At 58.2% G+C, this 24,966-nt stretch carries 12 protein-coding genes and 4 pseudogenes; 4 read left to right on the top strand and 12 right to left on the bottom strand.

Annotation, left to right across the window (positions count from 1 at the left end; all coding sequences use genetic code 11):
* Positions 1 to 6: 6 nt before the first annotated feature.
* The 4 genes and pseudogenes from AC2IR1_RS10970 to AC2IR1_RS10955 all read right to left on the bottom strand — a co-directional run bounded on the left by AC2IR1_RS10970 (position 7) and on the right by AC2IR1_RS10955 (position 4,458).
* Entirely contained in the window at positions 7 to 1,851 is a 1,845-nt protein-coding gene (locus AC2IR1_RS10970) for a UvrD-helicase domain-containing protein (protein ID WP_486476310.1), read from the bottom strand.
* Positions 1,848 to 3,938, bottom strand: coding sequence for an ATP-dependent nuclease (locus AC2IR1_RS10965; RefSeq protein WP_486476309.1), 2,091 nt, complete (start codon positions 3,936 to 3,938; stop codon positions 1,848 to 1,850). Before AC2IR1_RS10965 ends, AC2IR1_RS10970 begins: the two co-directional genes overlap by 4 nt.
* A gap of 134 nt (positions 3,939 to 4,072) precedes the next feature.
* Positions 4,073 to 4,366: pseudogene (locus AC2IR1_RS10960) on the bottom strand (transposase); the annotation flags it as partial.
* Entirely contained in the window at positions 4,327 to 4,458 is a 132-nt protein-coding gene (locus AC2IR1_RS10955) for a transposase (protein ID WP_486476308.1), read from the bottom strand. The pseudogene AC2IR1_RS10960 and the gene AC2IR1_RS10955, both read right to left, overlap by 40 nt.
* A gap of 410 nt (positions 4,459 to 4,868) precedes the next feature.
* On the opposite strand from AC2IR1_RS10955, the gene AC2IR1_RS10950 reads away from it, so the two are divergent.
* Both AC2IR1_RS10950 and AC2IR1_RS10945 read left to right on the top strand, forming a co-directional pair.
* Positions 4,869 to 5,942, top strand: coding sequence for a site-specific integrase (locus AC2IR1_RS10950; protein ID WP_486476307.1), 1,074 nt, complete (start codon positions 4,869 to 4,871; stop codon positions 5,940 to 5,942).
* Positions 5,943 to 6,001: 59 nt separating this feature from the next.
* Positions 6,002 to 6,421: pseudogene (locus tag AC2IR1_RS10945) on the top strand (transposase); the annotation flags it as partial.
* 99 nt (positions 6,422 to 6,520) lie between these two features.
* Here the strand turns inward: AC2IR1_RS10945 and AC2IR1_RS10940 are convergent.
* The 3 genes and pseudogenes from AC2IR1_RS10940 to AC2IR1_RS10930 all read right to left on the bottom strand — a co-directional run bounded on the left by AC2IR1_RS10940 (position 6,521) and on the right by AC2IR1_RS10930 (position 9,166).
* Positions 6,521 to 7,632 (bottom strand): IS3 family transposase gene (locus AC2IR1_RS10940; protein WP_486476306.1). Its coding sequence is split into 2 segments (ribosomal slippage): positions 6,521 to 7,383 and positions 7,383 to 7,632, totalling 1,113 coding nucleotides; the frame shifts between segments, so codons are not numbered across the junction.
* A 55-nt stretch (positions 7,633 to 7,687) separates the two neighbouring features.
* Positions 7,688 to 8,704: pseudogene (gene tnpC / locus AC2IR1_RS10935) on the bottom strand (IS66 family transposase); the annotation flags it as partial.
* Positions 8,705 to 8,860: 156 nt separating this feature from the next.
* Positions 8,861 to 9,166 (bottom strand): transposase, encoded by a 306-nt coding sequence (locus tag AC2IR1_RS10930; RefSeq protein ID WP_486476305.1) that lies wholly within the window; start codon positions 9,164 to 9,166, stop codon positions 8,861 to 8,863.
* Positions 9,167 to 9,225: 59 nt separating this feature from the next.
* On the opposite strand from AC2IR1_RS10930, the pseudogene AC2IR1_RS10925 reads away from it, so the two are divergent.
* Positions 9,226 to 9,741, top strand: a pseudogene (locus AC2IR1_RS10925) (IS5 family transposase); the annotation flags it as partial.
* A gap of 9 nt (positions 9,742 to 9,750) precedes the next feature.
* Here the strand turns inward: AC2IR1_RS10925 and AC2IR1_RS10920 are convergent.
* The 4 genes from AC2IR1_RS10920 to AC2IR1_RS10905 form a co-directional block, all read right to left on the bottom strand.
* Positions 9,751 to 10,212: an SMI1/KNR4 family protein gene (locus tag AC2IR1_RS10920; protein WP_486476304.1), complete on the bottom strand. Its 462-nt coding sequence runs from the start codon at positions 10,210 to 10,212 to the stop codon at positions 9,751 to 9,753.
* Positions 10,213 to 10,228: 16 nt separating this feature from the next.
* Complete coding sequence (locus tag AC2IR1_RS10915) at positions 10,229 to 16,234, bottom strand: two-partner secretion domain-containing protein (protein WP_486476303.1); 6,006 nt, start codon at positions 16,232 to 16,234, stop codon at positions 10,229 to 10,231.
* Between the two features lie 483 nt (positions 16,235 to 16,717).
* Positions 16,718 to 18,376 carry a ShlB/FhaC/HecB family hemolysin secretion/activation protein gene (locus AC2IR1_RS10910; protein ID WP_486476302.1) on the bottom strand — a complete coding sequence of 553 codons (1,659 nt, stop codon included), beginning with the start codon at positions 18,374 to 18,376 and terminating at the stop codon, positions 16,718 to 16,720.
* Positions 18,373 to 20,733 carry a filamentous hemagglutinin N-terminal domain-containing protein gene (locus AC2IR1_RS10905; RefSeq protein WP_486476301.1) on the bottom strand — a complete coding sequence of 787 codons (2,361 nt, stop codon included), beginning with the start codon at positions 20,731 to 20,733 and terminating at the stop codon, positions 18,373 to 18,375. The genes AC2IR1_RS10910 and AC2IR1_RS10905 overlap by 4 nt, the downstream gene beginning before the upstream one ends.
* Positions 20,734 to 20,895: 162 nt before the next feature.
* On the opposite strand from AC2IR1_RS10905, the gene AC2IR1_RS10900 reads away from it, so the two are divergent.
* Complete coding sequence (locus AC2IR1_RS10900) at positions 20,896 to 21,396, top strand: invasion associated locus B family protein (RefSeq protein WP_486476300.1); 501 nt, start codon at positions 20,896 to 20,898, stop codon at positions 21,394 to 21,396.
* Between the two features lie 535 nt (positions 21,397 to 21,931).
* Here the strand turns inward: AC2IR1_RS10900 and AC2IR1_RS10895 are convergent.
* Entirely contained in the window at positions 21,932 to 24,316 is a 2,385-nt protein-coding gene (locus tag AC2IR1_RS10895; RefSeq protein ID WP_486476299.1) for a methyl-accepting chemotaxis protein, read from the bottom strand.
* Between the last annotated feature and the right edge of the window lie 650 nt (positions 24,317 to 24,966).

Genomic DNA, 24,966 nt, shown 5'->3' with positions numbered 1-24,966 from the left:
CGGTATCTACAAAATTGAAATCTGGCCACCCTGGAACAGACCGCGCTCGATCAGTTCTCCTTTGGCCGCTTCCGCGTCTTTCGAAAACATCAAGATCCTAAGGTTCACTTCCGCCCGAGAAAAACAGACATAAGCCAGCTTTTGAGTGAGTTCTTGCTGCCGATCGGTCGGATTGCCCGCGACACCAGGGGTCAGAACTTTCGAAAAGCTGTAGGTATTCCAGGCTGCCTCGATATCGTCGATCATGACCAGCACGTTTTCATACTCTTCGCCTTTCGAGCCGTGCTGCGTACTGAAAGGAGAATTTTCATCCAGAAAGTCGATGTATTTTTCGAGTTCGTCAGCCTTCAGCTTGAAGAATTCATCAGCCAGCCAATCTCCTTTTTCCCTTTGGTGATCCTCATTGCCGGAGTCATAAGCTTCGCGGGGAGCGCGAGCCAACTGACCTGCAAGGCGGTCCGAAATTGGATAAAGCGCGTTCGCGCTACAGTATTCCAAAATTTCTTTGACCGTATTGCCTTCCCATTTTTTCGCCAAAGCAGCGGCGTGTTTTGAGGCTTCTTCGAGCATCTGTTTCAGGGTTTTGCTCTTGTTCGCACCCGTGTCGTCAAAAGCAGGGCTTATTCTTCGGAGTGTTTCAATCAGCTTCTTAGGATCGTTGTTGCGGGATGCATCGACCAAAGAAAAAATGCCGTCGACGAAGGGCTTGAGAAGATAGTGTGTGCCGTCCTCATAGTCGGATTGGGATCTGGACGACGAATAGTCACCTGTAAAGAGCTTGTGCAGTGTGACGAATCCGAGCCTCCGGGCGATCATCTGGCGTGCCAGAAAAAGGTTCTTTACAGGAGAGATATCGGTCCATCCCCATTGTTCGACGGCCTCCTCGAACTTCGCCGTTACCTCATTGAGTTGTTCAGCGGTATAGGTTTTCCGTGGACCGGCAGGGTCGGGAGCCTGCGCGACCGTAATCAAGACGCTGCCCTTAACACCGGAGTTCTTCCCACCCGCAACCTGCTTCAGATCAGTTCTGAAGTTGTTGAGAAGATCGATCACCGAGGTTGAGCTTCGAAAATTCTCTTCCTTCGGAATCTTTTCGGAGCCTTTTGAACCGGCGAAATCTCCGGCACGCTTATCGTAAATCTGCTGCATCGGATCGCCAAAATATCCGACGATTGGCAACCCTTCACCTGCGCACACAGCATTGAGCGCCTCGACGACCTGCGGGAAGGTGTCTTGAGCTTCATCGACGAAGATGAAGGGGTATTTGAACCCGAGGCCTTTGCGCAAGAGCGGTTTGTTCGTGATCAGATAGGCCGCGACGTCAATAACATCATCATGGTTCAGGGCGCATTTAGAATAGTCGCTGACAACGGTTTCTTCGTAGGATACCGGCGGTTTATTCGCGTTTAGCGCGGTAAGTTGGGCGGTCAGGCGCTCAAGGTCTTTCCTCGCCTTTTGAGCGGTCTGAGACGCCCCGCCGTTGTCTTTCTCACGGGCCTTTTCCATATGCTGCGGGATGATCGCATCACGAAGGGCCTCCCGAATAGCATCCTGAAAGCGCGCTATTTCTGCCCAAAGAAACCCGTGCAGAGTGGAAACGTAAAAAAGGTCATCAAAACCCAGACGCGACGAAATCACTCCAACGGCACGGTTTGTGTATGTGATACACACCACGCGCTGACCGTTTTTCCGAAGCTCGTTCCCACGGGACTTCTGAATTCCTTTCAGAGCTTCAACGAGGGATGTGGTTTTGCCCGACCCGGCGCCTGCGATAACCGAAAATGAAATCTCCTTGGCGATGCACTCAGCAATTTTCTTATCGGCCTCAGTTGGCTTGAGTCTTGCCGTCATTCGCCGGCTCCCTGGTTTTGGGAGAGACGTGTCTCCAGCCATTTTAGACCTTCGTCGATGTAGTGGGGGACATTCCAGTCCTGCTTCTCTCCCGCATTCGCTTCTTCGTCCTCGCCCGCCGGCATTTCGAAGGCAAGGACATCCATAGCAAATTCGGTTTTTTTGAAAGTATCGCTCTTAATGCGTCTCCAGACGGCCTCCTGCAATTCGGCTCGACCATCCGGCAAGTCAATGCCAATACTGAGTCCATCGGCATGGAAGTGATCGAGGTTTTCGAAGACAAAGGCTTCTTCAAGGGTTCGCCCGTGGAAGGTTTGAGTATTGTCCTGACGCTTAACTTCTACCGGCTTTTGATAGGCGACAAAACGCATACCTTCAGCTTGCAGACACTCGTCGAAGGTTTTGCCGGAGAGTGCGGCGACTCCCGTCTCTCCAAGGAAATATCCCAGAGTCGCGTTCGACGAAACGGCTCCCGGATGGGTAGCGACGCAACTCGCCCGGTTGCTCGCGGGATCAACGGAATCGATGTCGGTGATGACCAAATAGGGAATTTCGAGGAATTCCAACAATCCGGCGAAGCGCATCCCATAAGCCCCACCTACCTCCAGAATTGTCAGATACTTCTTGTTAAGTTCCGGTGCCGATATGTCGATCATGCGCGGCAAAAGCAGTTTTTCAGCAGACCCCTCAACAAGTATGGCAGCATCGGAGAAGAACAAGTCGCAATGCGTAAGTCTCAGATATTTTTTGAGAAAAGAAAGTGCTTCCTCTGGCTCAATCAAATCGCCGCCCAATTCGAGTGGCTCAGGTTGAAATTGTCGAAGGCTGTGCACGGTTGTTCCCTGATAGCTCACTCCCTCCTGTTCACCGTTGATCTGGCACCGGCGGAAGTAGCGGATTTTTGAGAAATCCACGGTATCCAGGATGTGCGACGAGTGGGTCGTGATTGTGAGCTGAGGCTTGCTTTCGCCTTCTGGTGAGTCGGCGGTGAGCACGTCCCACATCTGGCGAATGAATGTTTGTTGAACCTGAGCGTGCAAATGCACTTCCGGTTCTTCGATAAAGATCATCTGGCACAGCGGACGGTTGTCTTCGGTCGTGAGCCATTGCCGATAAAAATGATCGACCTGAATGGCCATGAACACCAGATTCTTGAAACCCAGTCCGTTATATGCCTCGGGAAGCTCATGGCTGGTGCTGGCATCGACGTAGAAGAGTTCGGTGTTGCCGCGCAACGCAACCTCCGAACTGAGTGTCGAAACGACCTTCATCGCGCGGTCGTTGTCGGAGGGAAGGCCAAGGCCTCCGATCATCGTCATCAGGGGTCTGAAACGTTCGTCGTAGTGCCTGGTCAGATTTTCATTATTCTGTTCAATGATCGAGATAGCTTCTTCGGCCAGTTCCGCCTGCTCGAGGTTTCTCCGGTAATATGTCGCAAAGGCGTCTGACAGCCTATTGCTTCTCGCGGCATTCTCATCGTCAATATTCCGCTGGGCATCAACGAAATCGACACGCAGCAGAGAATTCAGAATCTTCTTGCCTTCTTGTGCGGAAAGTGGCGTTGCCACGAGTTCCTGTTCAAGCTTTTCCAGCGAAGACACTTTGATGCCGAAATACTTTTTCAAGTTGCCTTCCATTCCAAGGAAGAAACTCAAGGGACGCTTGCGTGTGCCATCTTCCTTTGGCGGGAAAGCTGCATCGTAATGCTCCCAGAGTTCCGGCACGTCATCCACGGTGAACACGCACCGCATCCCGATTTCCGAGAAATCAGCGGAAAGGCTCGTTGCTAGGGCAAAGACCCGACCGAACGCGATTGAGTCCGGATCGATGTGAAACCAGAGATCAAGTTCTATTTGGGGTAAGTTAGTTTCGTTCCCTGGAGCGAATGCGTCGATAGAGGCAATTGCAACAATAGAGAAGTCATGAATCTTGAATTCCCGGTTCCCGAGAAAGCTGCGAATGGCAGCCGTCGCAGAAGTCTTGCCGCTGTTGTTCGGGCCAACAAAAACAGTTTCCTTGTTTTCGAAATCAACGGACACATCACTTAGACGCCGAAAGTTTCGAATGGATATACTACCTAGACGCATCAAATCCCCCGTAAGTTGCGAACATGATAGCAATCATTGATTGTGTTCGGGAAGGCGAATTCGTCTCCGGAGTGATGTTCCGGAAAGTGGTGTGACTCCACGCGGACCTTGCGCTTTCAAGCGGACCGAGCTCGTCAATCGCGCTGCGCTGCATGCAGGCTGACATTGAGATCATTGCAGACTGGCGCGAGCCTTTCCAGTGTCATTTATCTGGCGCGCTAGACGGTCCATTCCTCAGTCCGCTCCATCAGAATCGCGCCGACGAGGAGTCGGATCGATGCATCGTTCGGAAAGATATCGATGGCGTCCGTGCGTCGCTTGATCTCGCCGTTCACCCGCTCGATCGGATTGGTGCTGTGTAGCTTAGTGCGATGTTGGGACGGGAAGGTCATAAAGACCAGGACGTCCTCCTCGGCCGTGTCAGAAAGGCGTCAACACGCTCGTTGATCTCTTCGCATAGTCGGCTGACCTGACTCTTCGACACCACGGTGCCACCCTTGGCCTGCACCAGGTCGTCCATCGATCGCGTCGACACGGCATGAACATAGGGATAACACACATCTGAGGGCAATTTTTCCGACTAGATTTTGACCCGGTATGTGCGGACAGCCAAACCTCGGGGCAAGCCCTGATCCCTTGATCACCCTCTATTCACATCAGACCCGCACCAAAAGAAAATTAGGTACTTGGAACATACTAAGATTGTCTTATGTATTGATTTCATAAGACAAATAAAGAACTGACCGTCCAATCCATCATCGGTGCAACGGATAGGCGCGAAGCCACTGAAAGATCTACATTCTTTTCTTTTTCAGCCACTTAAGAGACCTTCGCCACTACACGATTGAGCATCATTATTCCCTGTTGCGCGCCATTTTTCGCATGGTGTACACCAAATGGTGTACAGGATTAGCTCATGGTGTACACCACATGGGAAGCATCACCGAAAGGCGCCGAGGAAACGGCTCGATAGCATATCGCGCAGCGGTCGTCATCCGTCGAGATGGAAAGCGCCACACCTTCACCCAGACTTTCGATCGCGAGCAAGCGGCGAAGCAGTGGATCGCAAAGAAGGAAAGAGAGCTTTCCACACCCGGCGGCCTCGAACGCGCGACCACCCCCACAGCGACGCTTGGCGATGCAATTGACCGATACCTGAGCGAAAGTCGAACTGCAGTCGGCAAGACCAAGTCGCAGGTTCTGGAGACGATAAAAGGGTTCGATCTTGCTTCCCGTCCTTGCGCCGAGATCACAAGCGACTCGCTGGTTCAGTTCGCACATGAGATCTCGGAGGGCCGCAAGCCTCAGACAGTTGGAAACTATCTCTCTCACCTGTCGGCAATCTTCGCGATTGCTCGGCCGGCTTGGGGCTTTCCGCTAGACCGCCAAGCCATGCAGGACGCGATGATCGTCGCACGTCGCATGGGCTTGATCGCGAAATCGGCGAAGCGCGACCGTCGCCCAAGCGTTGAAGAGATGGACAAGCTGATGAGCCATTTCGCCGACAGGCATCTTCGAGGCAGAAGCCTCCCGATGCACCATGTCTGCGCCTTCGCTCTCTTCTCGACCCGTCGCCAAGAGGAGATCGTGCGGATCAGCTGGCATGACCTCGAAGCGGACCACTCACGTGTTCTCGTACGGGACATGAAGCATCCGGGCGAGAAGGTCGGAAACGACATTTGGTGTGAATTGACGCCAGAAGCTCTTTCAATCGCTCTGGCCCAGCCAAGGGTACCCGGCGAAAAGAGAATCTTCCCTTTCTCCACCGATGCGGTCTCGGCCAGCTTCACCAGGGCCTGCAAACTACTCGGCATCGACGACTTGCACTTCCACGATTTGCGTCATGAAGGGGTGTCGCGACTATTCGAGATGGGCCGAACTATTCCACAAGCCGCAAGCGTATCTGGCCATCGCAGCTGGCAAAGTCTGCAGCGATACAGTCACCTGTGCACGACCGGAGACAAATGGCGGGACTGGGCTTGGCTTCGTCGCATTACTGAATAGCCCCGTGTATCGTGGGCGCCTTCTTCGCCAATTTTGAGGCAAGGAGGCCATGATGGCGCAGCAGCAAGTTCAACGATGAAACAAGCAGGGCGCGGTCGCGCAGATCACCGAGCGGGGCTACCCGGTCAGGGAAGTGTCGGAGCGTTTGGGGTCACTGCGTATTCGCCCAATACTTGGAGGAAGAAACTCGCGAAGGCGTCATCCGAAGAGACGGAGAAGGACGCCGAGATCCGGCGCCTGCATATGCAATTGGCGCGGGTCTCGGAGGAGCGTTACATCCTAAGAGTGGCCACCGCGCATTTCGCCAGGGATGCGAAGTGAATTACCCGTTCATAGCCGAGCATCGCGGGCAGTTCTCCGTTAGGACTACGTGCCGGTATCTGCGCATCCAGCCCAGCAGCTTCTATGCGTGCGTGAAGGCACCGCTCAGCAAGTGCGCCCACGAGGACGCCCGCCAGACCGGACTGCTGAAGGAGGCCTAGGTCGAAAGCGGCAAGGTCTATGGGCACAGCAAGCTTCATGACGATCTTCTCGATCTGGTCGAAAGCGCCTTGACCTGCTCCCCATAGAGTCCGCGTTTATGAGTTAGCTCTGTTCAGGCTTTGGTCCTCTACTGACCGTTGGTGATACTCCCACGGGGTGAGCCCGTCGAGGCTCGTGTGAGGGCGGTGGTGGTTGTAGTCGTCGCGCCATTCGGCGATCAGCTCCCGAGCGTGGCGCAGGTTGGCGAACAGGTGCTCGTCAAGGCACTCGTCGCGCAGGCGGCCATTGAAGCTCTCGACGAAGCCGTTCTGCATGGGCTTTCCCGGAGCGATGTAGTGCCACTCGACCTTGCGGTCCTCCTGCCATTTGAGGATGGCGTTCGAGGTCAGCTCCGTGCCGTTGTCGCTGACCACCATGCAGGGATAGCCGCGCACCCGAGCGATGCTGTCGAGCTCACGGCCAACGCGCTGCCCTGACAGCGAGGTGTCCACGACCGCGGCCAGGCATTCCCGGCTGAAGTCGTCGATGACGCAGAGCACCCGGAAGCGACGACCATCGGACAGGCTGTCTGACACGAAGTCCAGCGACCATCGCTGGTTCGGCCCCTGCGGGATCGTCATGGGTGCCCTGGTCCCCAGGGCTCGCTTGCGACCGCCCCGTTTACGGACTGTTAAGCCTTCTTCTCGGCAGATCCGGTAGAGCTTCTTCCAGTTCACCTTCCAGCCCTCTCGGCCCAGCAGGAGGTGCAGTCGCCGATAGCCGAAGCGACGCCGTTCGCTGGAAAGCGCCTTTAGCCTCTCTCGCAGTCCGGTGTCTGCAGGTCTGGTTGATCCACGCCGATACACACGCGGATCGATCCCGGCTGGGGCGCAAGCCCGCCGCTGGTTGTAGCTTTTCTCTGTCATGGCCCAGTCCACAGCGCGTCGCCTTGCACCGGGCTTCAGAAGTTTTTTCCCAGCATCTCCTTGAGCGTGGCCACGTCGAGCATTTGTTCAGCCAACATCTTCTTCAGCTTTGCATTCTCGGCTTCGAGCGCCTTCAGCCGCCTGGCCTCAGACACTTCCATGCCGCCATACTTCGAGCGCCATTTGTAGAACGTGCCATCACTGATGCCATGCTTCCGGCAAAGCTCCTTGGCGCCTATCCCGGCTTGGTGCTCCTTCAGGATGCCAATGATCTGCTCTTCGCTAAAACGGCTTTTCCGCATCGTCTGTCTCCTCGTGTGGAGAACAGGCTATCTTCAAACCGCGGACTTTTCAGGGGAGCAGGTCATCCTCAAAGAAAAGAGTAAAGGCATCCCATCGGTTTTTCTTGAACATGTAGCTGATCGCCTTGGCGACGGGGTTGTGCTTCGACATTGTTCCTTGCTCGGTCCGCATCCAGTCGTGCAGATCGTCGACTAGGGGGCGGACCAGCCGGTGCCGGGCGTCAAGTTTGCTGGCAATGTCCAGACCGTTGATCTGGCGCTCGACATCGAAGATGGCGTCTACCTTCTTCACGGCTTCCAACGCGACAGGCGAGATGTCGTATGTGGACTTCTTCTGCCGCGCCTTCTCCTTGATGTCGGCAAGCTCGAAGAACTTCAGCCGGGCGTGGCTCCAACAGAAGGCGCTGAGCACCGGGCCCGGATCACGATCCCCGCGATAGAGGTCGTTGTAGCCTCCATAGGCATCGGCTTGCAGAACACCCTGCCATCCTGCGAGATGGCGGCTCGGATGGAGCATTTCCCGGTCGCGCCAGAAGTAGAACAACGCGGCTGAAGGCGAACCGCCACCAAAAGGACGGTCATCTCGCCATAGGTCCATAGCCGTGCTGCCTTCGTCCCTCCCTTGGCCCGAAGGGGGACCGTGGTGTCATCGCCGTGCAGGCGTTCGGCCGCCAAGACGTGGGTCCGGATCAAGCCGGGGATCAGCTCAAGCGCGACGGCACAGGCTCCGACCTGATCAGCCAGCGTCGAGAGGCTGAAATCGACGCCCTCCTTGGCATAGCGTTCGGCCTGGCGGTTGAGCGGTTGGTGCTGCCCGAACTTCTCGAACAGGATCATGGCCAGCAGGTTCGGGTCGGCCCATCCCCGCAGTTTCGGGGGGAAAGGGGGGTGGCGGTTGGCTGATCTTCTCGCAGTCCCGGCAGGTGAACTTCCCGGCCTCCAGCCGCTTGGTATAGAGCGACATGCCAACACCGACGTGCCAGAGCAACTTGACCAAGTCGCCCTTGCGGCCGCAGAAGCAAAAGATCTCACCCGCATGAGGATCGCGCCCGAGCCCCTGTTGGACCCTCAGAGCCAGTTATTCCTGCCCCGCCGCATGTCGGTCACGTCGTCCGCGATCCAGACGCCCCCCGCCGGTAAAGCGATCATTGGCTTTTCAGAACCGGCAAAATGCGGGTCAGCGCATCCGGATCCACCGTCGAAGACACGATCAACCGTCGCCCGTTTGTCAGCACAATCTCAAGCTGGACATCGTCCGCCGCAGCCTGTGCGCTCTAGCGGGGGAAACAGGGGCAAGAGCAAGCGACACGAATGTCGTCTCCTGGCTGCGTTCGCCGTTCCGATATTGTCGCCGCCAGACCGTCAGGAGAGACCGCGAGATCCCATGTCGCCGCGCCATCGCGGCGCCATGACGCTGCCCCCGATAGCTTTCCTTCACGACCCGGATCTTGACCGCATCGCTCCAGGGGCGCCGACGCGGAACATCTTCGGCGCCAAGGATCTCGATCTCGGAAGTGAGCTTAAGGTCTGCCATTAGGTCGAACTTAGCATTGAAGCCACATCCCCGTTAGGCGGTCCTCGCCAGAGGCGTATGCCAAGCACGGCGAGGAAAAGACCGTGATGATCGACGCCACCTATTCAAAGGCACACCGCACGGCGACCAGCATGGCCGCCAAAAAAATTTGGCGCGGTCGTCTGATCGGACGAACCAAAGGTGGGATGAACACCAAACTGCACGCCATCTGCGACAGCCAGGGGCCTCCGCTCAACCTCTTCGTCACCGCGGGACAGGTGAGCGATTACATTGGCGCACGGGCGCTGTTCAGCGGCCTGCCAAACGTCAAATGGCTTCTGGGTGATCGCGGCTAAGATGCTGACTGGTTCCGAGAAGCTTTGCAGGACAAAGGAATACGCACCTACATCCGCGGCCGGAAACAACGGAAGAGGCCCGTCAAATACGATAAGCGCCGCTACAAACGCCGCAACCGGATCGAGATCATGTTCGGAAGGCTCAAGGACTGGAGGCGCGTCGCCACCTGCTACGACCGTTGCCCAAAGGTTTTCCTCTCGGCCATCGCCCTAGCGACAACCGTCATCTATTGGTTATGAATCCTCACCCTAGTCAAAGCCACCTTGCGCATCCTCACTCAGGAGTCTTTCGACAAAAAGTAGAAAATCGTTCGAAAACTTCTCCCGACTTCCATCGATCAGCCTAAAAACAGCTTCCGGATCTTCTTTTCCATTAAGGACAAACATTTCCCCAAAATCAGTGCTGTATATTGCAATGTCGTTGGCAGAAATCCTTCCCGCGCATCGATCTGAAAGTGTCCGCGCCCCAATGTCGGACATATTCTCTGCTGAAAATACCGGATAGATAGAGCAAAGCTCATCACCGAACAGTGTCCCCCCCCCATAAGTCTGAAGGAACCAAAGATAACACCGAGAAATCGGAGAGTTAATAAGAGCCTCAGTTTCAGCAATTCTTTGAGGGGAAGGTATCAAAACACTTCCAGGACCCATGAAATCAATCACGTGGTCGGGAACGGACCCAACCAAAGTCGCGAATTCTTCGTAGCTCATCTAACCCACCAAATATCTACTGGAAAAACGAGGCAGATCGCTCTATCCAATAGTTCTTCCTCCACATATTGAACTGAGATCGCGATATACCCGAGGGGAGCGACCCGCTATTTATATGCAAAACCCGGCCATTGTCCCCATGAAAGGTGCGTGTCACTTCAGCGATCGCTCCAGTTTGTGTCTGGGTCAGATGGTGAAGATTCACCGGGTGCCCGTCAACCCCAATCGGCGCCCGGCCTGCAGCCATCCGTTCGACGTTACTCCCGCTGTAAACTTGGCCGCCTTCAGTCCAGGTCGAAATGTGCGCGGGATCAAATAAATCGTCTCTCTGAAACACTCTATTTCCAGAGAATTCTACCGGATCGGCGCTCCAGTATGTCCGGTTCTGCTGAAAACTTGTCGCAACCTCAGCCTCTGTCGCAACGGCTGCTGATGGACGCAGACTGTAAGGAGAAAAACCGGGCTCAAGAATCGTTACCGACCCATCAGCGTTCTTGCTAATTGTGGTCCCTGCTCGCAGGACAGTACCATCAGCAAGCGCAATCTCCCCTTTTGTGAAAGTCGACACACCTGGTCGCATTCCACTCATCAACATGAACAAAGCAGGCGATATGAGTGCACTTGGCCCAACCCAACCTCCAATATGAGCCGCTTCATCAAGCGAGAGCTCAGCACCTCCATATGCGCCCTTTAGCGCTTCAACTGCATACTCAGAGTAATAGAGATGGCCCCCCATGAATTCAAAACGACTCGTCGCATCAAGCACCGTCGCTACAGCGGAAAGGGTTTCCGCACTATAATTCCCTGACATCCAGAGATTCTCAAAAACAGCATAGTTTCCCGGCGCATTTGCCAGCAGCTGCTGCATGTAGTCCCGATCGTCCGCCAAAATAGCCTGCTGCAGCTCGATATTCTGCAACTCACTCAATTCAAAGAAATAACTAAGAATTTGCGACGCACAAACATCATCAATGCCACACTCATCCAAACTATCGGCAAGCTGTACAACTTGCTCATGAGTAAGATAATTATTCTCAACTCCAGACCCACCGATGTCTCCGGCAACGTCAACATTCTCGGCTTTACCACGTGAAGCCAGAAGCCCAGCCAAAGCACCAATGAGGGTTGCGTTTTCGACAATCCTCTCGGGATCTACTCCCTGCGCTAATGGATCCATCCCGGAGTATAGTGCCTGAGAAATGCCTCCCGCTGCACCTGCCGCACAGTCTGCCCCCTGCACTTCAGCCGCCGCACAGCCTGCGATCCCGTGCAACATCACATGGCCGAAAGAGCCTTCGCCCCCATATGCGCCATCATCAAAAATGTTCCCGATCGCCCCCTGCGCATCCGCGAGGCCAAGCGCGACGACCGATTTCACCAGGCCTGAGGTGAACTCGGCTCGGAAGTCGGTACCGCTCACGGCAGAGCTGAGGCCTGCGGAGATCGCCGTATCAAAAGCGCCCTCTAGGACATTCGCAGCTGTCAGGTTGTCGCCAAAGATCGACGCGGTCATGCTGGCATCCCACGAGCCGCCGAACAGCATGAAGGGCTGATCCCTCAAGTGTGGTGCCGCCAACGTAAGCTCTGCAGAGGTTTGCGCTAGTTCCTCGGCGGCCTGGACCTCTCCGCGCATCTTCAAGTCAATCGACTGCGTCAAATACTGCGTCGCGGCCGAAAGGGCAGCATTGCCGAGGACCTCTCCCAGATCCATATCCCCGCCGATTGCTCCATTGGCGACACCAAGCGAGCTAGAAGAAGCAAATGCGGCTACCGCTTTTCCAGCAGCAGTGAGTTCCCCTCCAGCAACTAGACCCGAAACATTAAGACCTTGGATCAGGTTGCCAAAGCCACTCGTTAGGACGATCGACAGCACCGCCGTGAAGGCGGGCGAAAGGGAGCGAGTCTCGTCATAGAAATATTCGTCCAGCAGATCCTGATCGAGAAGGATCATCGATTGCAGGGCAAGCAGCTCTTCCGGGTAAAGCGCAGCGGCCATCTCCATGGGATCGCCATCGGCATCGTAGAGCGTGACGAACGCCTCCCCACCGACCGAGACCGTGATCTCTCCTTCCGCATCGATCGTGGTCAGCACGGCGCTTTCCCGGTTCGACCGTTCCGTCGTGGTCGTCGTCAGGATCAACCCCATGTTGTTGGAGTAATGCTCTTCCTGGGCGGAACTGATAGCAGCCAGGACGTTTAGATCCCCTCCGACATCCAAGTTCAGGTCGCCCCCCGCCGAGAGCTCGGCACCAACCAGTTCCAGGTCGCCCCCCGTCACGATGGAGAGGTCAAGGTCGGCCAGAATTTGCGTCCCGGTCGCATCCCGGAAGTCCCGCAGGTCCGAGTTCGAGAACGAGATCAGACCGCCAAGGAAGGACGTGCTGCGAGACTGCTCGATCCGGTCGATGTCGGTAAAGGCCCCCGCGAGGATATCCCCTTCGATGGCGGACAGGTTCACGTCTCCGCCGAGGCTGGCAAAGCGGGTGCCGGCCGTGATCAGATTGCCCTGTTCAGAGGTCACCGTCAGATCTTCTTGGGCGATCAGGTCAGTCCCGTCATGGGTGACCTGGGTGATCTCCTTCCGTGATCTCTTGGTGCGGAACCAGTTCCGGCTGTAGCTGCGGGTCTCGTAGTTATAGATTTCCTGAGCGGCGGACAGCAGCACATCGTTGGTTGCCGAAAGATCCAGGGTCGAACCTGCCTCAAGGATCGCGCCCTCGAGAAGGGCGTTGTCCCCGGCCATGACCGAGATCGCACCATCGGCCAGGATCTCAGTGACCGTCGGCTGGATATCGTACATGTCCGTGCCGTTGTTGCTGTTCCCGCTGCTGAACTCGACAACGGATCGAGGAGCGAGCAGGCCTAGATCCGCACCAGCGGCAAGCGTGACATCGCCCGACACTTCCGCAGCAACACCACCGAAGGTCAGGTGCCCGTTCGACGCCATCGCGGTAAGATCGCCACCTGCCGCGACAGAGCTCAGCTCCTGCGAGGTCAGCGAGTTCTCGGCTACCCACTCCTGTCCGGCCAGGGTTCCGACGACCTCGTCGAAACCTGTCGTGCTGTCATAGGTACGTTCGACGCTGCCAAGGTGAAGAGACCCCAGGTATGAGGTCAGGCTCACATCTTGCAGCGCATCCATCTGCACCCCGCCCGCCGTCAGATCCAGATAGCTGGACATGTCGATCTGCGCCGCGGAAAGTTCGGCGCTGGCAATTTCCAGGTCACCGAAACTGGACAGCTTGAGGGAACCATTCGCCGTCAGTTGCCCCCGGTCGAAGGCGATGCCCGTGGTCCCAAGCACGCTCAACCCGCCCTGGGAGAGCAGAAGGTTTTCCGGGATCACCGTCGACAGAGCGTCCTTCGCGCCCAGCCGGAACGACAGCGCGTTCAGCAAGGCAGTCTGTCCTAGCGCAGCGTCATGCGTCAGCGGGTCGAAGAGCAGGGCGTTGCCGGCTTCACCGTTGACCAGTACGCCATCAGCATCCAGCGCGATATCCGCGGGGCTCTCGAGCTCCGGGAACGCCTGTTCGCTCAACAGGGCCGCAAGGCTGGGCGCCGCACCGGCAACCGGCCCAACGACGATCCCCGCACCTGGAGACCCGCTCTCGTCACCTGCGCCATGGCCCACCACGCCCTGCACGCCGACCGCAAGCGCAGCCTCTTGCAGGGCGGCCCCGCTTTCTGCACGCCGCAGTGCTTCCGCGGCTAGCAACACCTCGTTCTGTGCCAGAAAATCAAGATAGTTGCTGATCGCCTCTGCCGAGCTGACGAGTTCGGCGGCAGGATCATCACCAAAGATCATCAGCGGCGCAAAGCCGGCCGCAGCCACCTGCTGTCCCGCGGGCACGACCCCTGCAGTGAAATCGACCTCTCCATCCGCCTCGATCAGAAGGTCGTCCTGGGACAGTACCCGCGCGCCCTCGCCTTCGACATTGCCCTGCGCAGAAATCCGCACCGAGCCACCAACGATGTCCGAGAAGGCCGCCACGAGCCGCTCTTCGATGAGTTCGAAGTTAATCAGCGACCACGGATGGCAGCCCCCACAGTCATCCACACGTGACGCATATTCATGCGCCATGTGGCTCTTGAGCTCGACATTGCCTGCAGCCGCAATCTCGAGCAGGCCCTGGGCGCTGATCTGCGATCCGTTAGACGAGAAATTCGCACCGGACTGCAGGTTCACCCCCCCATGCAGAGAGGCGATGGTCGCGGGCGCCAGAGAGTTGGCGATGCGCTCGGTGATTGTCCTTTCGGAAAACTGGGTCGGGGTCGTCGAATATGTCGAGGCCGCCTGGGACGCCAACATGACATTTGAAATGTCTCCCCCTGCGGTCAGACTGACATCCCCCGCTGCGACAATGCTGGCAGCCTCGTTGCGGATATCTCTGGCGGCTTCCGCGCTGAGGGCACCCCCAGCCAGCAGTTCACCCGAGTGAAAGCTGAGCAGGTCCTCACAATCCTCGACACAGCTTCCGGGCACGTCTTCATCAGCCCGGAGGAGCGAAAGCGAGCTGTTGATCAGATCGCGACCAGCCTGCAGGTTCATATCCCCAGCCGAGGCAATCGCCCCGCCGACATTGGAAATGTCTCCAGTCTCTGTCGTGATCGACACGCTGCCGCCGGTCATCGTCGCGCCGCGGTCGGCATATTCCGCGACCACTTCTAGCTGACTGGCACGCGCGATCATGTCCTCGGCAATCGCGGCCTCTTCCCCGCCCGCGAGGATCTGCGCATAGTACGCATCCAGGTACTGCTGCAGGACCGGATCGGTGCTTGTGTCATACTCGGTCGCCACCTGCCTCTGCAGAAAGACACTGTCCCCGGCAACGACGGTCAGGGCTCCGTCGGCCATAACGAAGCCGGTGTTGGTCAGCGACCCGTCGGTGACATCGAGCAGGATCGAACTTCCAGAGACCTCGCCCGCAATGACGATGAAATCCGTGGCCGAGATGTCGACCGCCCCATCCCCTTGCAGCTGCCGTCCCTGATATAAGGTGAAGGCATCCCCGCCGGCTTGGAAGGCGCCGCCCTCTCCGAATACTACGTCGCCATACTGGCGAATATCATGACCGTGCACTGCCACATCGGTCTGTGACACGATATTGTCGTACTGAATGTCCCCAAGTGCCTCGAGATCGATTGAGTAGGCCTCGAGGTCTCCGTCCAGGTTCACGGCCTGGCCGGCCTCCTGGCCCAGAACACGCAGGGCGCCTGCGGAAATCGCTCCCGTGGCGTCAACTGCAAACGGAGAGGTCTTGCTTGTCGTGCTGGCCGCCGGAGCAAAGCTGCTGTCCGCCAGGTCTGCCGTATCCAACGAGACCGCCTGAGCGCCCCCTGACAGGATCATGGCGTTCCCTGCCAGCTGCTGGCTGGTCGACACGGCGCCACTTGTCGTCACGTGACGCCCGATCAGGGCGCCCTGAGGTCCGGCCACATAGCCCCCCTCGCCCACGGTGACGGTGCCCTCGGTGACCAGAAGGTCGACCCCGGACGCGGTGACCGTCGGCTTGCCGGTGGTCAGGGTCGAGCTTGTCGCATTGAGGAAGGCGCATCCATTGCAAGTGATCCCATTGGGGTTGGCGATGATCACGGCGGCCGAGGCGCCAAAAACCTCGGTGGTCCCGGACAGGCTGGAGCTGCCGCTTCCGGTGACCTCGCCGATGATTACATCCGCGGGGCCCGAGACCATCAGATTGGGGTTCGCCGTCACGTTCTGGCCGATGACGCTGGTCCCCCCGGTGGTGGAGTTGTTCAGCACGAGCCCGTCAGAGCCAACATTGAACTGTTCGAAAGCGTTCAGGCTGACTCCACCCTGAGGTGTCTTGATATCTACCTGCGGCGTCCCGTTGGAAGTCGCCAAAAAGGATGTACCTGGCGCCGACGGGTCGACAATCAGCGTCTGCGCGTAGGTCGCGGAGACCGAGTAGATGACAATCGAAAGAGAGCTGAGAAGGGTTATCCCGGCATGTGCAACAATTCCGATACCTCGGAAAATCCGGCTCTTTTCAATTCTCAGCATCGCAAATATCCCCCCGAATGCGTATTCACCGCCCAATACATGCGACTGGACTTCCCAATAGATGACGCGAAGCCGGACCACGCGCGCATGACACAGTGCTCGAGAAAGACACAACCGCATCCAAAATGGCCCAGGCCCTTCGTTGTTCGCAAGAAAAACTGGAAGGAAACAGTCCTGATTTCCAGATTTATCAATTCCTTACGCGTCGCAGATGGACGGCTCGCATCGAAAAGATCACCCGAATTGGTCCATCGCCAGCTTTGAAGACCGGCGACGAAGTAGGAAGGATCTGACGAATTCAAGGCTGGGTCGATTTCAACGACCTGGCGTAAGCTGGCGACTCGCTGGCTCTATCGAAAGTAAATCTCGGGAAGCTCTCGGCTTTTTGCGTGCCTGCTTTGCCCTCTCGTATCATTTTCACTTACGGAATCACAAAAACATTGCGATCTCCTTGGTGATGCCAATTGGCGCCACCTCGTGCAATCAAAAAATTGCCATCGTCAGTCCGAATGAGACTTGCGGCTCAGCCGGTGTGGCTTCGGAACCACTCCCAAGCGGATAAGCCAGCGCCGCATTCAAGGAAACGCGCCCCAGTTGTGCTGTCATGCCTACACCGGCCCCGGCCATCCGGCTTGTGACACCGCTTGCCCGTGCGCGCCCGTATCCCAGGTCCAGGAAACCGAAAGGCCGCATCGCGCCTTCGCGGCCAAGGATCGACATACGACGGCTGCGCAGGCTCAATTCCGAACGAAGGCTGATGCCACTGTCTACCGAGACCCCATGACCCTCGTGCCCGCGGATGCTGTCCCAGCCTCCAAGGCTCATCTGCTGGTTGGAGTGCAGCGCCGCGTTCGCGTGCTGCGCCGTCAGGAAGGCCGAAACCTGCAAGCCGTTCTCCAGCGGACGCAGATAGGCTACGTCGGCTTCGATCTTGGAGAACTGCGCATGGGGGCTGTCTGCGGTGATGTTCTCGGGATCGGCACTTCCACCCAGGATGGGCAGACCCAGGACCAGGGCGGCATCCACCGAGAGGACATAGGTCTCTGCGCGATCTTCCTTCCGGAACCCTAGGCGCAGGGTGCTCAGAGCCTGCGGGGAAAGGGCTGCGATGTTCACATACCGCTCATTGCGGTAGGCGCCGAGGCCTGCGTAGGCAAAGGTCTTGGTGGCCGCGTCCCGCATCAGCAACCGCTCTGCAGTCAGGTCCAGGTTCGCGGTCTGGCTCAGCAGTTCCGCTGTCGCGGCAACCGGGGACAGGGTCTCGGAATAGGAGCCCGCGAGCGAGAAGCGCCAGCGCCCACGCGGCACCGATGCGTTGAAGGCCACGGCATTGCTGCTGCGCCCCCCGGTATAAGAGACCCGCAGGCTGTCGTTCAGGGACAACAGGTCATCGGCCTCGAAGCTCAACGCCACCTGTTCGCCGCCCTTACTTTCCAGCCCCAGACTGCCCCGGATGCGGTCCTCCGACACTTCACTGACAACGACCCGGGTCGTGCCAGGCGCAGAGCCTGCAACAAGGTTGGCGGACGCCTCGGAGGAGCGCAGACGGTTCATCTGTTCCAACCCATGTTCAAGGTCACGCAACTGGAACACGTCGCCTGCCTGCTGCGGCATCGCCGCGATCAGCTTGCGTGGCCGAGCGGGCAGCACCTCTCCGTCCGCCGAGCGGCGTTGATAGACGTAGGCCTCGATGCGCCCCTCTAGCACCGCGATCTGCAGCCGTCCGGTGTTCAGATCCTGCGCAGGGACATAGGCCCGCGAGGTGATATATCCGGCTTCCGCATAGGCCGCGTTAATCGCCTGCAGAAGGTTGCCAACGCTCGCCTGCCCCAGGCAGGCGCCCTCGAATTCAACAAGGAGGTCGGCAAAAGCCCCTGACCCGAGGATTTCAGCGCCGTTCAGCTCGATGTGCTCGACCGGAAAACACGGCGTCTCTGTCACCACGCCCCTGCGATCTGGTATCAGGATGTCCTGCCCTGCGCCCTCCTGCGCCAGAGCCTCCAGACGATGTTGCCGTGTCTCACGCTCGAGCAGCTCCCCGCCGGGATCACGGTTTTGCGACAAACCAGGCACAGCAAGGCACGCGATGATTGGCAGGGCGCAGACAGCGCGGCGCCACGGCACCTCCGTCATCCAAATCATTGGAAACTGGCCCACAGAAGTCCGAAGGGCCGCTCAGACACTGCTGGAAGCGCAAGTGGCTCGGACTCAATCTGGCTACCAGTGATCGTGACGCCGCTCAGCGCCGATAGCGCCGCAGTCCCCGTCATCGCATCACCGTTTATCGTGATCGCCCCGGCAGAAGCCTGCAGGGCGGCGGCCTCTTCGCCGAACACAAGATGGCCGCTGCGCCCCGAGAACAGCCCCACTAGACCCACCGGCCGCTCGACCAGTGTCCAGCTCAGTCGTGGTGTGAAAGTGGTCAGCGGCGCCGACAACTCGATGCCTGCCGCCCCACTCAGGACTCCACCGTGAACCTCAATCCGCTCTCCGGAGACAACGTCCAGCTTACCCGATGCCGTGACAGTACCGCCGACCTGGCGCAGCGTGGAAGAGCCTGAGACCCGGCAAAACAATTTGCACACCTGATGATAGTCCACATACCCCACATCCAGCGCATGACTTTCAAACATGCCGGTGGCTTCAATAAGGACATTGCCCCCTGTGATATCCGCCCCGTAGCTGAGGACTTCTTCTGCGCTCAGGGACACCTGGCCGACGCCGAGGATGTAAGATTGCTCTCCGGCTATGGCCAGATCCCCCAGGTCCGCAGTCAGACGCAACCGCTGCGCCTTCTTCAGGAACAGGGAGCCGAGGTAGCGCGCGCCTTCACTGCGCGTGATCCCGGGCAGCGCGGTGCCACCCGTGACCAAGGTCCGGTTCTCGATACGGCCCGCCGCCGACAGCGTGATCCCGGCGTTGGAGAACAACCGACCCGTTTCGTTCACAAGGTCACCGGCGACCTCGACATGCAGATCGTCCACCTCTCCGAAGGCGACGGCCAACCGATCAACGGAAAGGCTGCGGTTAAGCAGGTCTCCGGCGCTGTAGATGGACACACCGCCCCGCGACGAGGTATCCCCGGCACTTCTGCTGCGCCCCTGCAGCAGCCCCCCGTAGTTGAGGATGTCCCCCGCAGTGCTGCGCAACACCAACCCGCCTTCGGTGGCTCGCAGCTCCGTACGCGCTTCGGCGGGGTCCTCGGTGCCAAATTGCAATGCCAGACCATCCAGCCGCAGGTGCCCGGCCTCAAGCGTGGTTGCCTTAATTCCCAGCTCGTCTGCGGCCAGCAAGCGCCCCGTGCCGCCGGCCGTCAGCACTCCCTGCCCGATTTCGATGGCCGAGCCCCCAGATATCCTGAGGTCATCAAGGGCCGTGGCTGTCAGGCTGCTCAGAAGGATGTCTCCATCAGCGATCAGGACGATGTTGCTGCTTCCCGCGCCCTCCACCTGCTCGCCGGGGTCGGACACGAGCCGGGCCCCTGCTCCGCGGATCTGACCGCTGGCCGAAAGTGTCACCCCCCCTTCAGAGGCGAAATTGTCCGAAGAGACTTGGCGGCCAGAAACCGCAGCATTGCCAAGATCCAGATCGCCCGTGGTCGCTTGCAAGGTCACACCTGCCGTCTCTGACCACAATGCACTGCGCTCCCCTTCAGGCAACTCAACTAAATCCGCATCGGCCACCATGATGTTCACTGAGCCCTGGGCACCTAGGCGTCCGCCGTTCACCTCAAGACGCCCGTCGCTGTTCAGCGAGAAACCACCGCTGTCAGCCATGAGATCACCCGCGAAGCGCACCCCCGCGCCCTGGTCGGTTACCGTGATGCTGATCCGCCCAGCCCCGACCGAACCGCCTTGCCCAATATCCACGACGAAACCATCCGACGCGCCATTGCCGTGGCTTGCGAGCGCCCAAGGCAACTGCCCAGTGCCGGCCTGACCGAAGCCGCCCCGCCAAGCATCAAAGGATACGTCGCTCTCGCCCACCACGACATTCGCATGAGCGTCAGGCGCGCTCAGGGTCAGCGGCCCCGACACCCGCAGTACCCGCGCCAGCAGAGCCAGCTCTTCCATGGTTCCCGCCAAACCCGTGCCGGTGATGTCGATCTCTCCCTCCCGCACCTGCGAAGACCAGTTCCCCGGCGACATCTCCTGCAGCTTTCCCGTGGTTAGCGCGACGTTTCCAGTGTTGATGAAACTGCCCCCATCGACTTGGATGCCATTCGGATTTGCAACGATAACGTTTGCAGCGGGGCCCAGCACCGTCAGCGGGCCCGCAAGCAAGCTCGGCGCAGAGGAAGTTACTTCGTTCACTATCAGACCTGCGGCCACGCTGTCGTTCCGCAATGAGACCCCGGCTTCAGGAACGGAAAAGACCGAGTAGCGATTGAGGCTAACCCCCGCGCTGTCAGTCGGAGCAAGCTCGACCGTTGTCAGTCCCGCAGAACCTATGCTGACCCCGGTCGCGGTGGAACCATCCGGAATGACTGACTGCGCCATAAGAATTTCTGGCGAAAGCGTACATAAACAGGCAATAATCCAGTGCGTATCAAAACTTCGCACGAGCAACTCCAATCCAGACCGTAACCCCAGCAAATTTCAAATTGCGAAGAGGCAGACTAATTGCAATAGAGCTACCTGATTGAAATAGTCGGATACAACATGCCTTTTCCATTCTCGCGGATTTCATTGACCTGTCTTATCATTGCCACAGGCGCCCTTGCGGCCGCGGCGCAGGGCAGAGGATCAGCTCCCGAGCCACCGCAGTTGGAGCACACTTACCAGGACTGGCTGGTCGCCTGCCCCGCATCCGCGGCATGCTCAATGACCCAATCCATATCCCAAAACTCGTCCCATAGGAGAATTCTGCGCGCTCGCATCTACGCCGGGGAAAATCCGACAATGCTCGTCAGCTTTCCTTTGGGCATCCTCCTGAGCCCTGGCTGGCAATACAAGATCGACAGCGCCGCGCCGGTCATTCAGCCATTCGAGATCTGCAAGGTGGATGGGTGCCACGCTGGGGTCGTTTTGACGCCAGATCTGCTCGAGGCACTCAAGCGCGGCAGCAGGATGACCGTTTCGTTCTACGACGCCACAGAAACAAGAGTTTCCCCAGAGATCTCCCTGCTGGGCTTCACCAAGGCGTGGGCGGCACTACACTAGGAGAAGGGGATAGTGAAAAATCCCCGCTCCGAATGCTCCCACGCCAGTGCGTTCCCATGCCCTTGCAGCACACCAATTGCCTCCGGTCTCTTGCGCGACAGTACCGCCAATGGGGCTGACCCACAGGTTCCGCAATTGTTCTAGAAGGCGTTTCTCCAATTAGCCAAGCACGAAAACTGCGGTCCCCTCACCGAGGGTGAGGACTTTTCTCTGATTTTCAGATACCCCCAGGGGGCGGTCGGGCCAACCATCTCCAAGCAGCACCCAAGTGACTAAAACGAAGGCCCATATACAGCGCTAAACTGCACTACGTGCACGTCGCAGCGTCAAGCTGGGCGTCGACACAAAGGGCGGGGGGCGGAAGTTCGCTGCGCTTGGCGCCGATGTCCGCTATACTGAGTTGGCTCGACGCTTGCTGAGAGGCGAAAGAACGCTCGGAGAGATTTTCGTTTCTCAAACGGATTGGGACCCTGTTCTGAGTTGCGCAATCCCCAGACCAAGGTATCTAGCAAATTCACGCCTTGCCGGAAACACCTCAGGCTGCTTGAGATGCATCAGGGCGTCGTGCTTCGGTATCTGGGACATCCAGGCCGATGAAGAATGATACGAGGCCTTGCAGGCGCTGCGCTTCGCTCAAGAGGTTCTTCGATCCGTCGACACCGCTATCCGCGACGTGGCTGTTTTGCTGGGTCATCTGGTCGACGTTCTCGATCGCTCTCACGACTTCATTGACGGCCGCAATTTGTTCGCCGCCGGCGGCTCGGATGTCCTCTGTTGCAGTCGATACACTTGCGATTGCGGCCAGAACCTCTCCCAGGACTTGCCCGGTTTCGTTCACACGACGCACGCCCTCTTCGACGTCACGGGCGCTCCCTTCGACAAGCTCGCCGATGCCTCGAGCGGCCTCAGAGGCACGTTGCGCCAATTGTCGAACCTCTTGCGCCACAACCGCGAATCCCTTGCCGCTTTCCCCTGCGCGGGCCGCTTCAACGCCGGCATTGAGGGCCAACAGATTGGTCTGAAAGGAAATGTCGTTGATTACGCTGACAATCTTGCTGACTTCCTGTGAGCTTTGGTTGACCTTCTGGATGGCCTCAACAGTCAAGGACAAGGCACGGTTGCCGTTCTGAGCCTGATCCTCAGCGGTGCGCGCCTGCGTCGCGACATGGTTTGCGTTGTCCGTCGTGGATTGCACCTGTGCCGACATTTGGGACATCGCAGCAACGATCTGCTCCACAGCGGCGGCTTGCGACGAGGTGCGGAGAGCCAAGCCTTCGGAATTTGAGGCAATATTCTCGGAGCCTGAGACGATTTCCTTGGTGGATTGGCCGATGGCGTTGACCACTTCCTGCATTTTCTCGGCGGTCAGGTTGAGGTCCAGTTTCAGCTGCGCAAACACCCCGGCATAGTCGCCTGTCATGCGTTGGGACAGATCGCCATTCGCGAGCCCGTTCAAGACCCTGCTCGTCGCGCCCACGCTTCGGTCGACTTCCTCAACCAGCGCGTTCATCCCATTGGCCAGACTGTTGAGGTCCTGTTCCTCGAACTTTGCCTCAATCCGGGTATCGAAAAGACCGCTGGCGGCGCGGTTGACGACGCGAGTGAATTCTGCTGCGAATGCATCAGCCGCTTCGGCTCTGGTTGCGGTCTTCTCGCGCGCTTGTACGGCAAGAGTGCGCTCTTGTTCCGCAGCGATCTGTAGCTTTTCGGCGGCTTGGCGCTGACCCTCTGCTTCTGCGCTCTTTTGCTGGGCAACCCTTTCAAGCTCGATCTGCCGCAAGAACACCGCCCTCATCTCCGAGATTGCCTCACGCAAAAGGCCGGCCTCATCCGCAGAGCGCCACTCGGGCGGCTCGACGCTGTGGTCCCCTTGCAAGAGAGGGGTGATGGTTTCGGACAGATCCCTGAGGCGTTTGCCGAAGCTGTAATTCAATCGCGAGTATCCCAACGCCAGCATAGCGAGCAGCATCGCTGACCCGGCTATCAATACGCCGGTCGCAATCATCATTCTGGATTTCAGATCCGCCAGCGCCAGGGCCATATCCGCATGAATCAATTCTTCGGCCTCGTCCGCAGAAGCTATGAAACGTGTGAATGTCGCGTCGAAACTCTGCTCGGCTGCCGCCATGGCCGCCGCGCGCTCCAGTTCGGAGGAATAGCGTTCCTGCGCCAACTCACTCAGGCGATCCAGATCAGCGAGAACGGGCGCGCTCCAGTCGCGTTCGGTGCCAATGCTATAGGGTGAATTCGCCAGGAGGTTGCGGGCGGTCACGAAGGAGCCAGTAACCTCTGCAAAATCCTCGGATCCGTCACCTCCGAGAATTTCGGCTAGAAGCAAGTGACCATGCGCGATGAGATAACGCGCCTCGCCCACCAACGCCTGAAGTCCGGCTTGTCCTGGCGCCCGTGCCGCCAGCTTGGCCAGATCGTCCTCGATCTGGTCATAGAGCGCATCGAACTCGGCATCCGCGCCGCTTCCAACGCCTTCGGCGTCGTCAAGCATCGCGTAGCGGTCCCGCGCGGCCTGGCGAAATGTTTCAATGTCTTGGAGAACCCCGGAAATATGCTCACGAACCAGCGGCGAAGAACTGGCAAAAAAGGTTCCCTCGTCGTTCTGGCCACCGTTGAGGATCGCGTTGGCGTAAAAGGTACTGTCGTCGAGGTAGGCCTCGACATCCGAGAATCTTTCTTCGGTGTCGCCAGCCATGATCTCTTCGGTCTTGAGATGGGCTTCGGTTGCGGTGAGCTTGATCTCCATGGCGGCGTCGCCCAGTGGTGCAAGGCGTTGCCCCAAGGTAACCCCATGATCGCCGACGCTTTTCAGGAGACTATAGGAGGCACCGATAGACGCCAGCGCAACAAATAGGATCGCGACAAAGATGAGGGAGATCTTTCGGCGAGCGGGCAAGTCATTGAACATCTCATGTCTCCGGACAGGGATAACCCAAAAGGGTATGCCTCCCGCGTTAATGCGCTGTGAATTTCTGAACACGGATTACGCCGTCGCGCCGGGCCAAGCCGTCGTAGCGAAACGTCCTATCTGTGCGAGGCCGTGGCTTTGACGTCTCGATTTATGCCTAACGGCTTGTGGAGCCACAGGCCCCCGCCAGATCCCGCCGGGGGATCGGGACAGGATTGAGCCCGCCATCCAGATTTCTAGCTGACACCAGAGCTGTCATTCGCCGCGAGAGCGATCATTGGCAGCACTGGGCCGGTACCGCGTCACCCTTGCTCTCCTCGGCAAGGAGCCAGATGCGGCGATGACCACCTTGGGTTCGACCCCGTCATGATGCGAGGCGGCGGGATGCGCATGCCCCCCTGGTGCGCTGTCGCTTCCGGCACTGCAGCTTTGCCCAAGGAAAGGTGGCAGATAATGCGAATGTTTACACTGCTGCAATGATAAAGCATAGGCACGACGGAGTTTCTTCGTTACGCGCTGGTGGAAAAGTCAAAAACGGTGTGGCTACCATCCTGGTAGTTTCTGGCGCGCCTGAGGTCGTGGCCAAAGATACTGTTCGCGATGCTCCCGAGCCGAGTTTTTCAACCAAATAAGACCATGCCCAACCTTCG

It is taken from the genome of Pseudooceanicola sp. NS-SX8 (assembly GCF_057380755.1).
Note: the sequence above shows the minus strand (reverse complement) of the source record. Positions and strands in the feature narration are given on the sequence as shown.

Coding starts and splice junctions, on each gene's coding strand:
- AC2IR1_RS10970 (WP_486476310.1), bottom strand. CDS start 1,851: ATGACGGCAAGACTCAAGCCAACTGAGGCCGATAAGAAAATTGCTGAG.
- AC2IR1_RS10965 (WP_486476309.1), bottom strand. CDS start 3,938: ATGCGTCTAGGTAGTATATCCATTCGAAACTTTCGGCGTCTAAGTGAT.
- AC2IR1_RS10955 (WP_486476308.1), bottom strand. CDS start 4,458: ATGGACGACCTGGTGCAGGCCAAGGGTGGCACCGTGGTGTCGAAGAGT.
- AC2IR1_RS10950 (WP_486476307.1), top strand. CDS start 4,869: ATGGGAAGCATCACCGAAAGGCGCCGAGGAAACGGCTCGATAGCATAT.
- AC2IR1_RS10930 (WP_486476305.1), bottom strand. CDS start 9,166: ATGGCAGACCTTAAGCTCACTTCCGAGATCGAGATCCTTGGCGCCGAA.
- AC2IR1_RS10920 (WP_486476304.1), bottom strand. CDS start 10,212: ATGAGCTACGAAGAATTCGCGACTTTGGTTGGGTCCGTTCCCGACCAC.
- AC2IR1_RS10915 (WP_486476303.1), bottom strand. CDS start 16,234: ATGCTGAGAATTGAAAAGAGCCGGATTTTCCGAGGTATCGGAATTGTT.
- AC2IR1_RS10910 (WP_486476302.1), bottom strand. CDS start 18,376: ATGATTTGGATGACGGAGGTGCCGTGGCGCCGCGCTGTCTGCGCCCTG.
- AC2IR1_RS10905 (WP_486476301.1), bottom strand. CDS start 20,733: ATGGCGCAGTCAGTCATTCCGGATGGTTCCACCGCGACCGGGGTCAGC.
- AC2IR1_RS10900 (WP_486476300.1), top strand. CDS start 20,896: ATGCCTTTTCCATTCTCGCGGATTTCATTGACCTGTCTTATCATTGCC.
- AC2IR1_RS10895 (WP_486476299.1), bottom strand. CDS start 24,316: ATGTTCAATGACTTGCCCGCTCGCCGAAAGATCTCCCTCATCTTTGTC.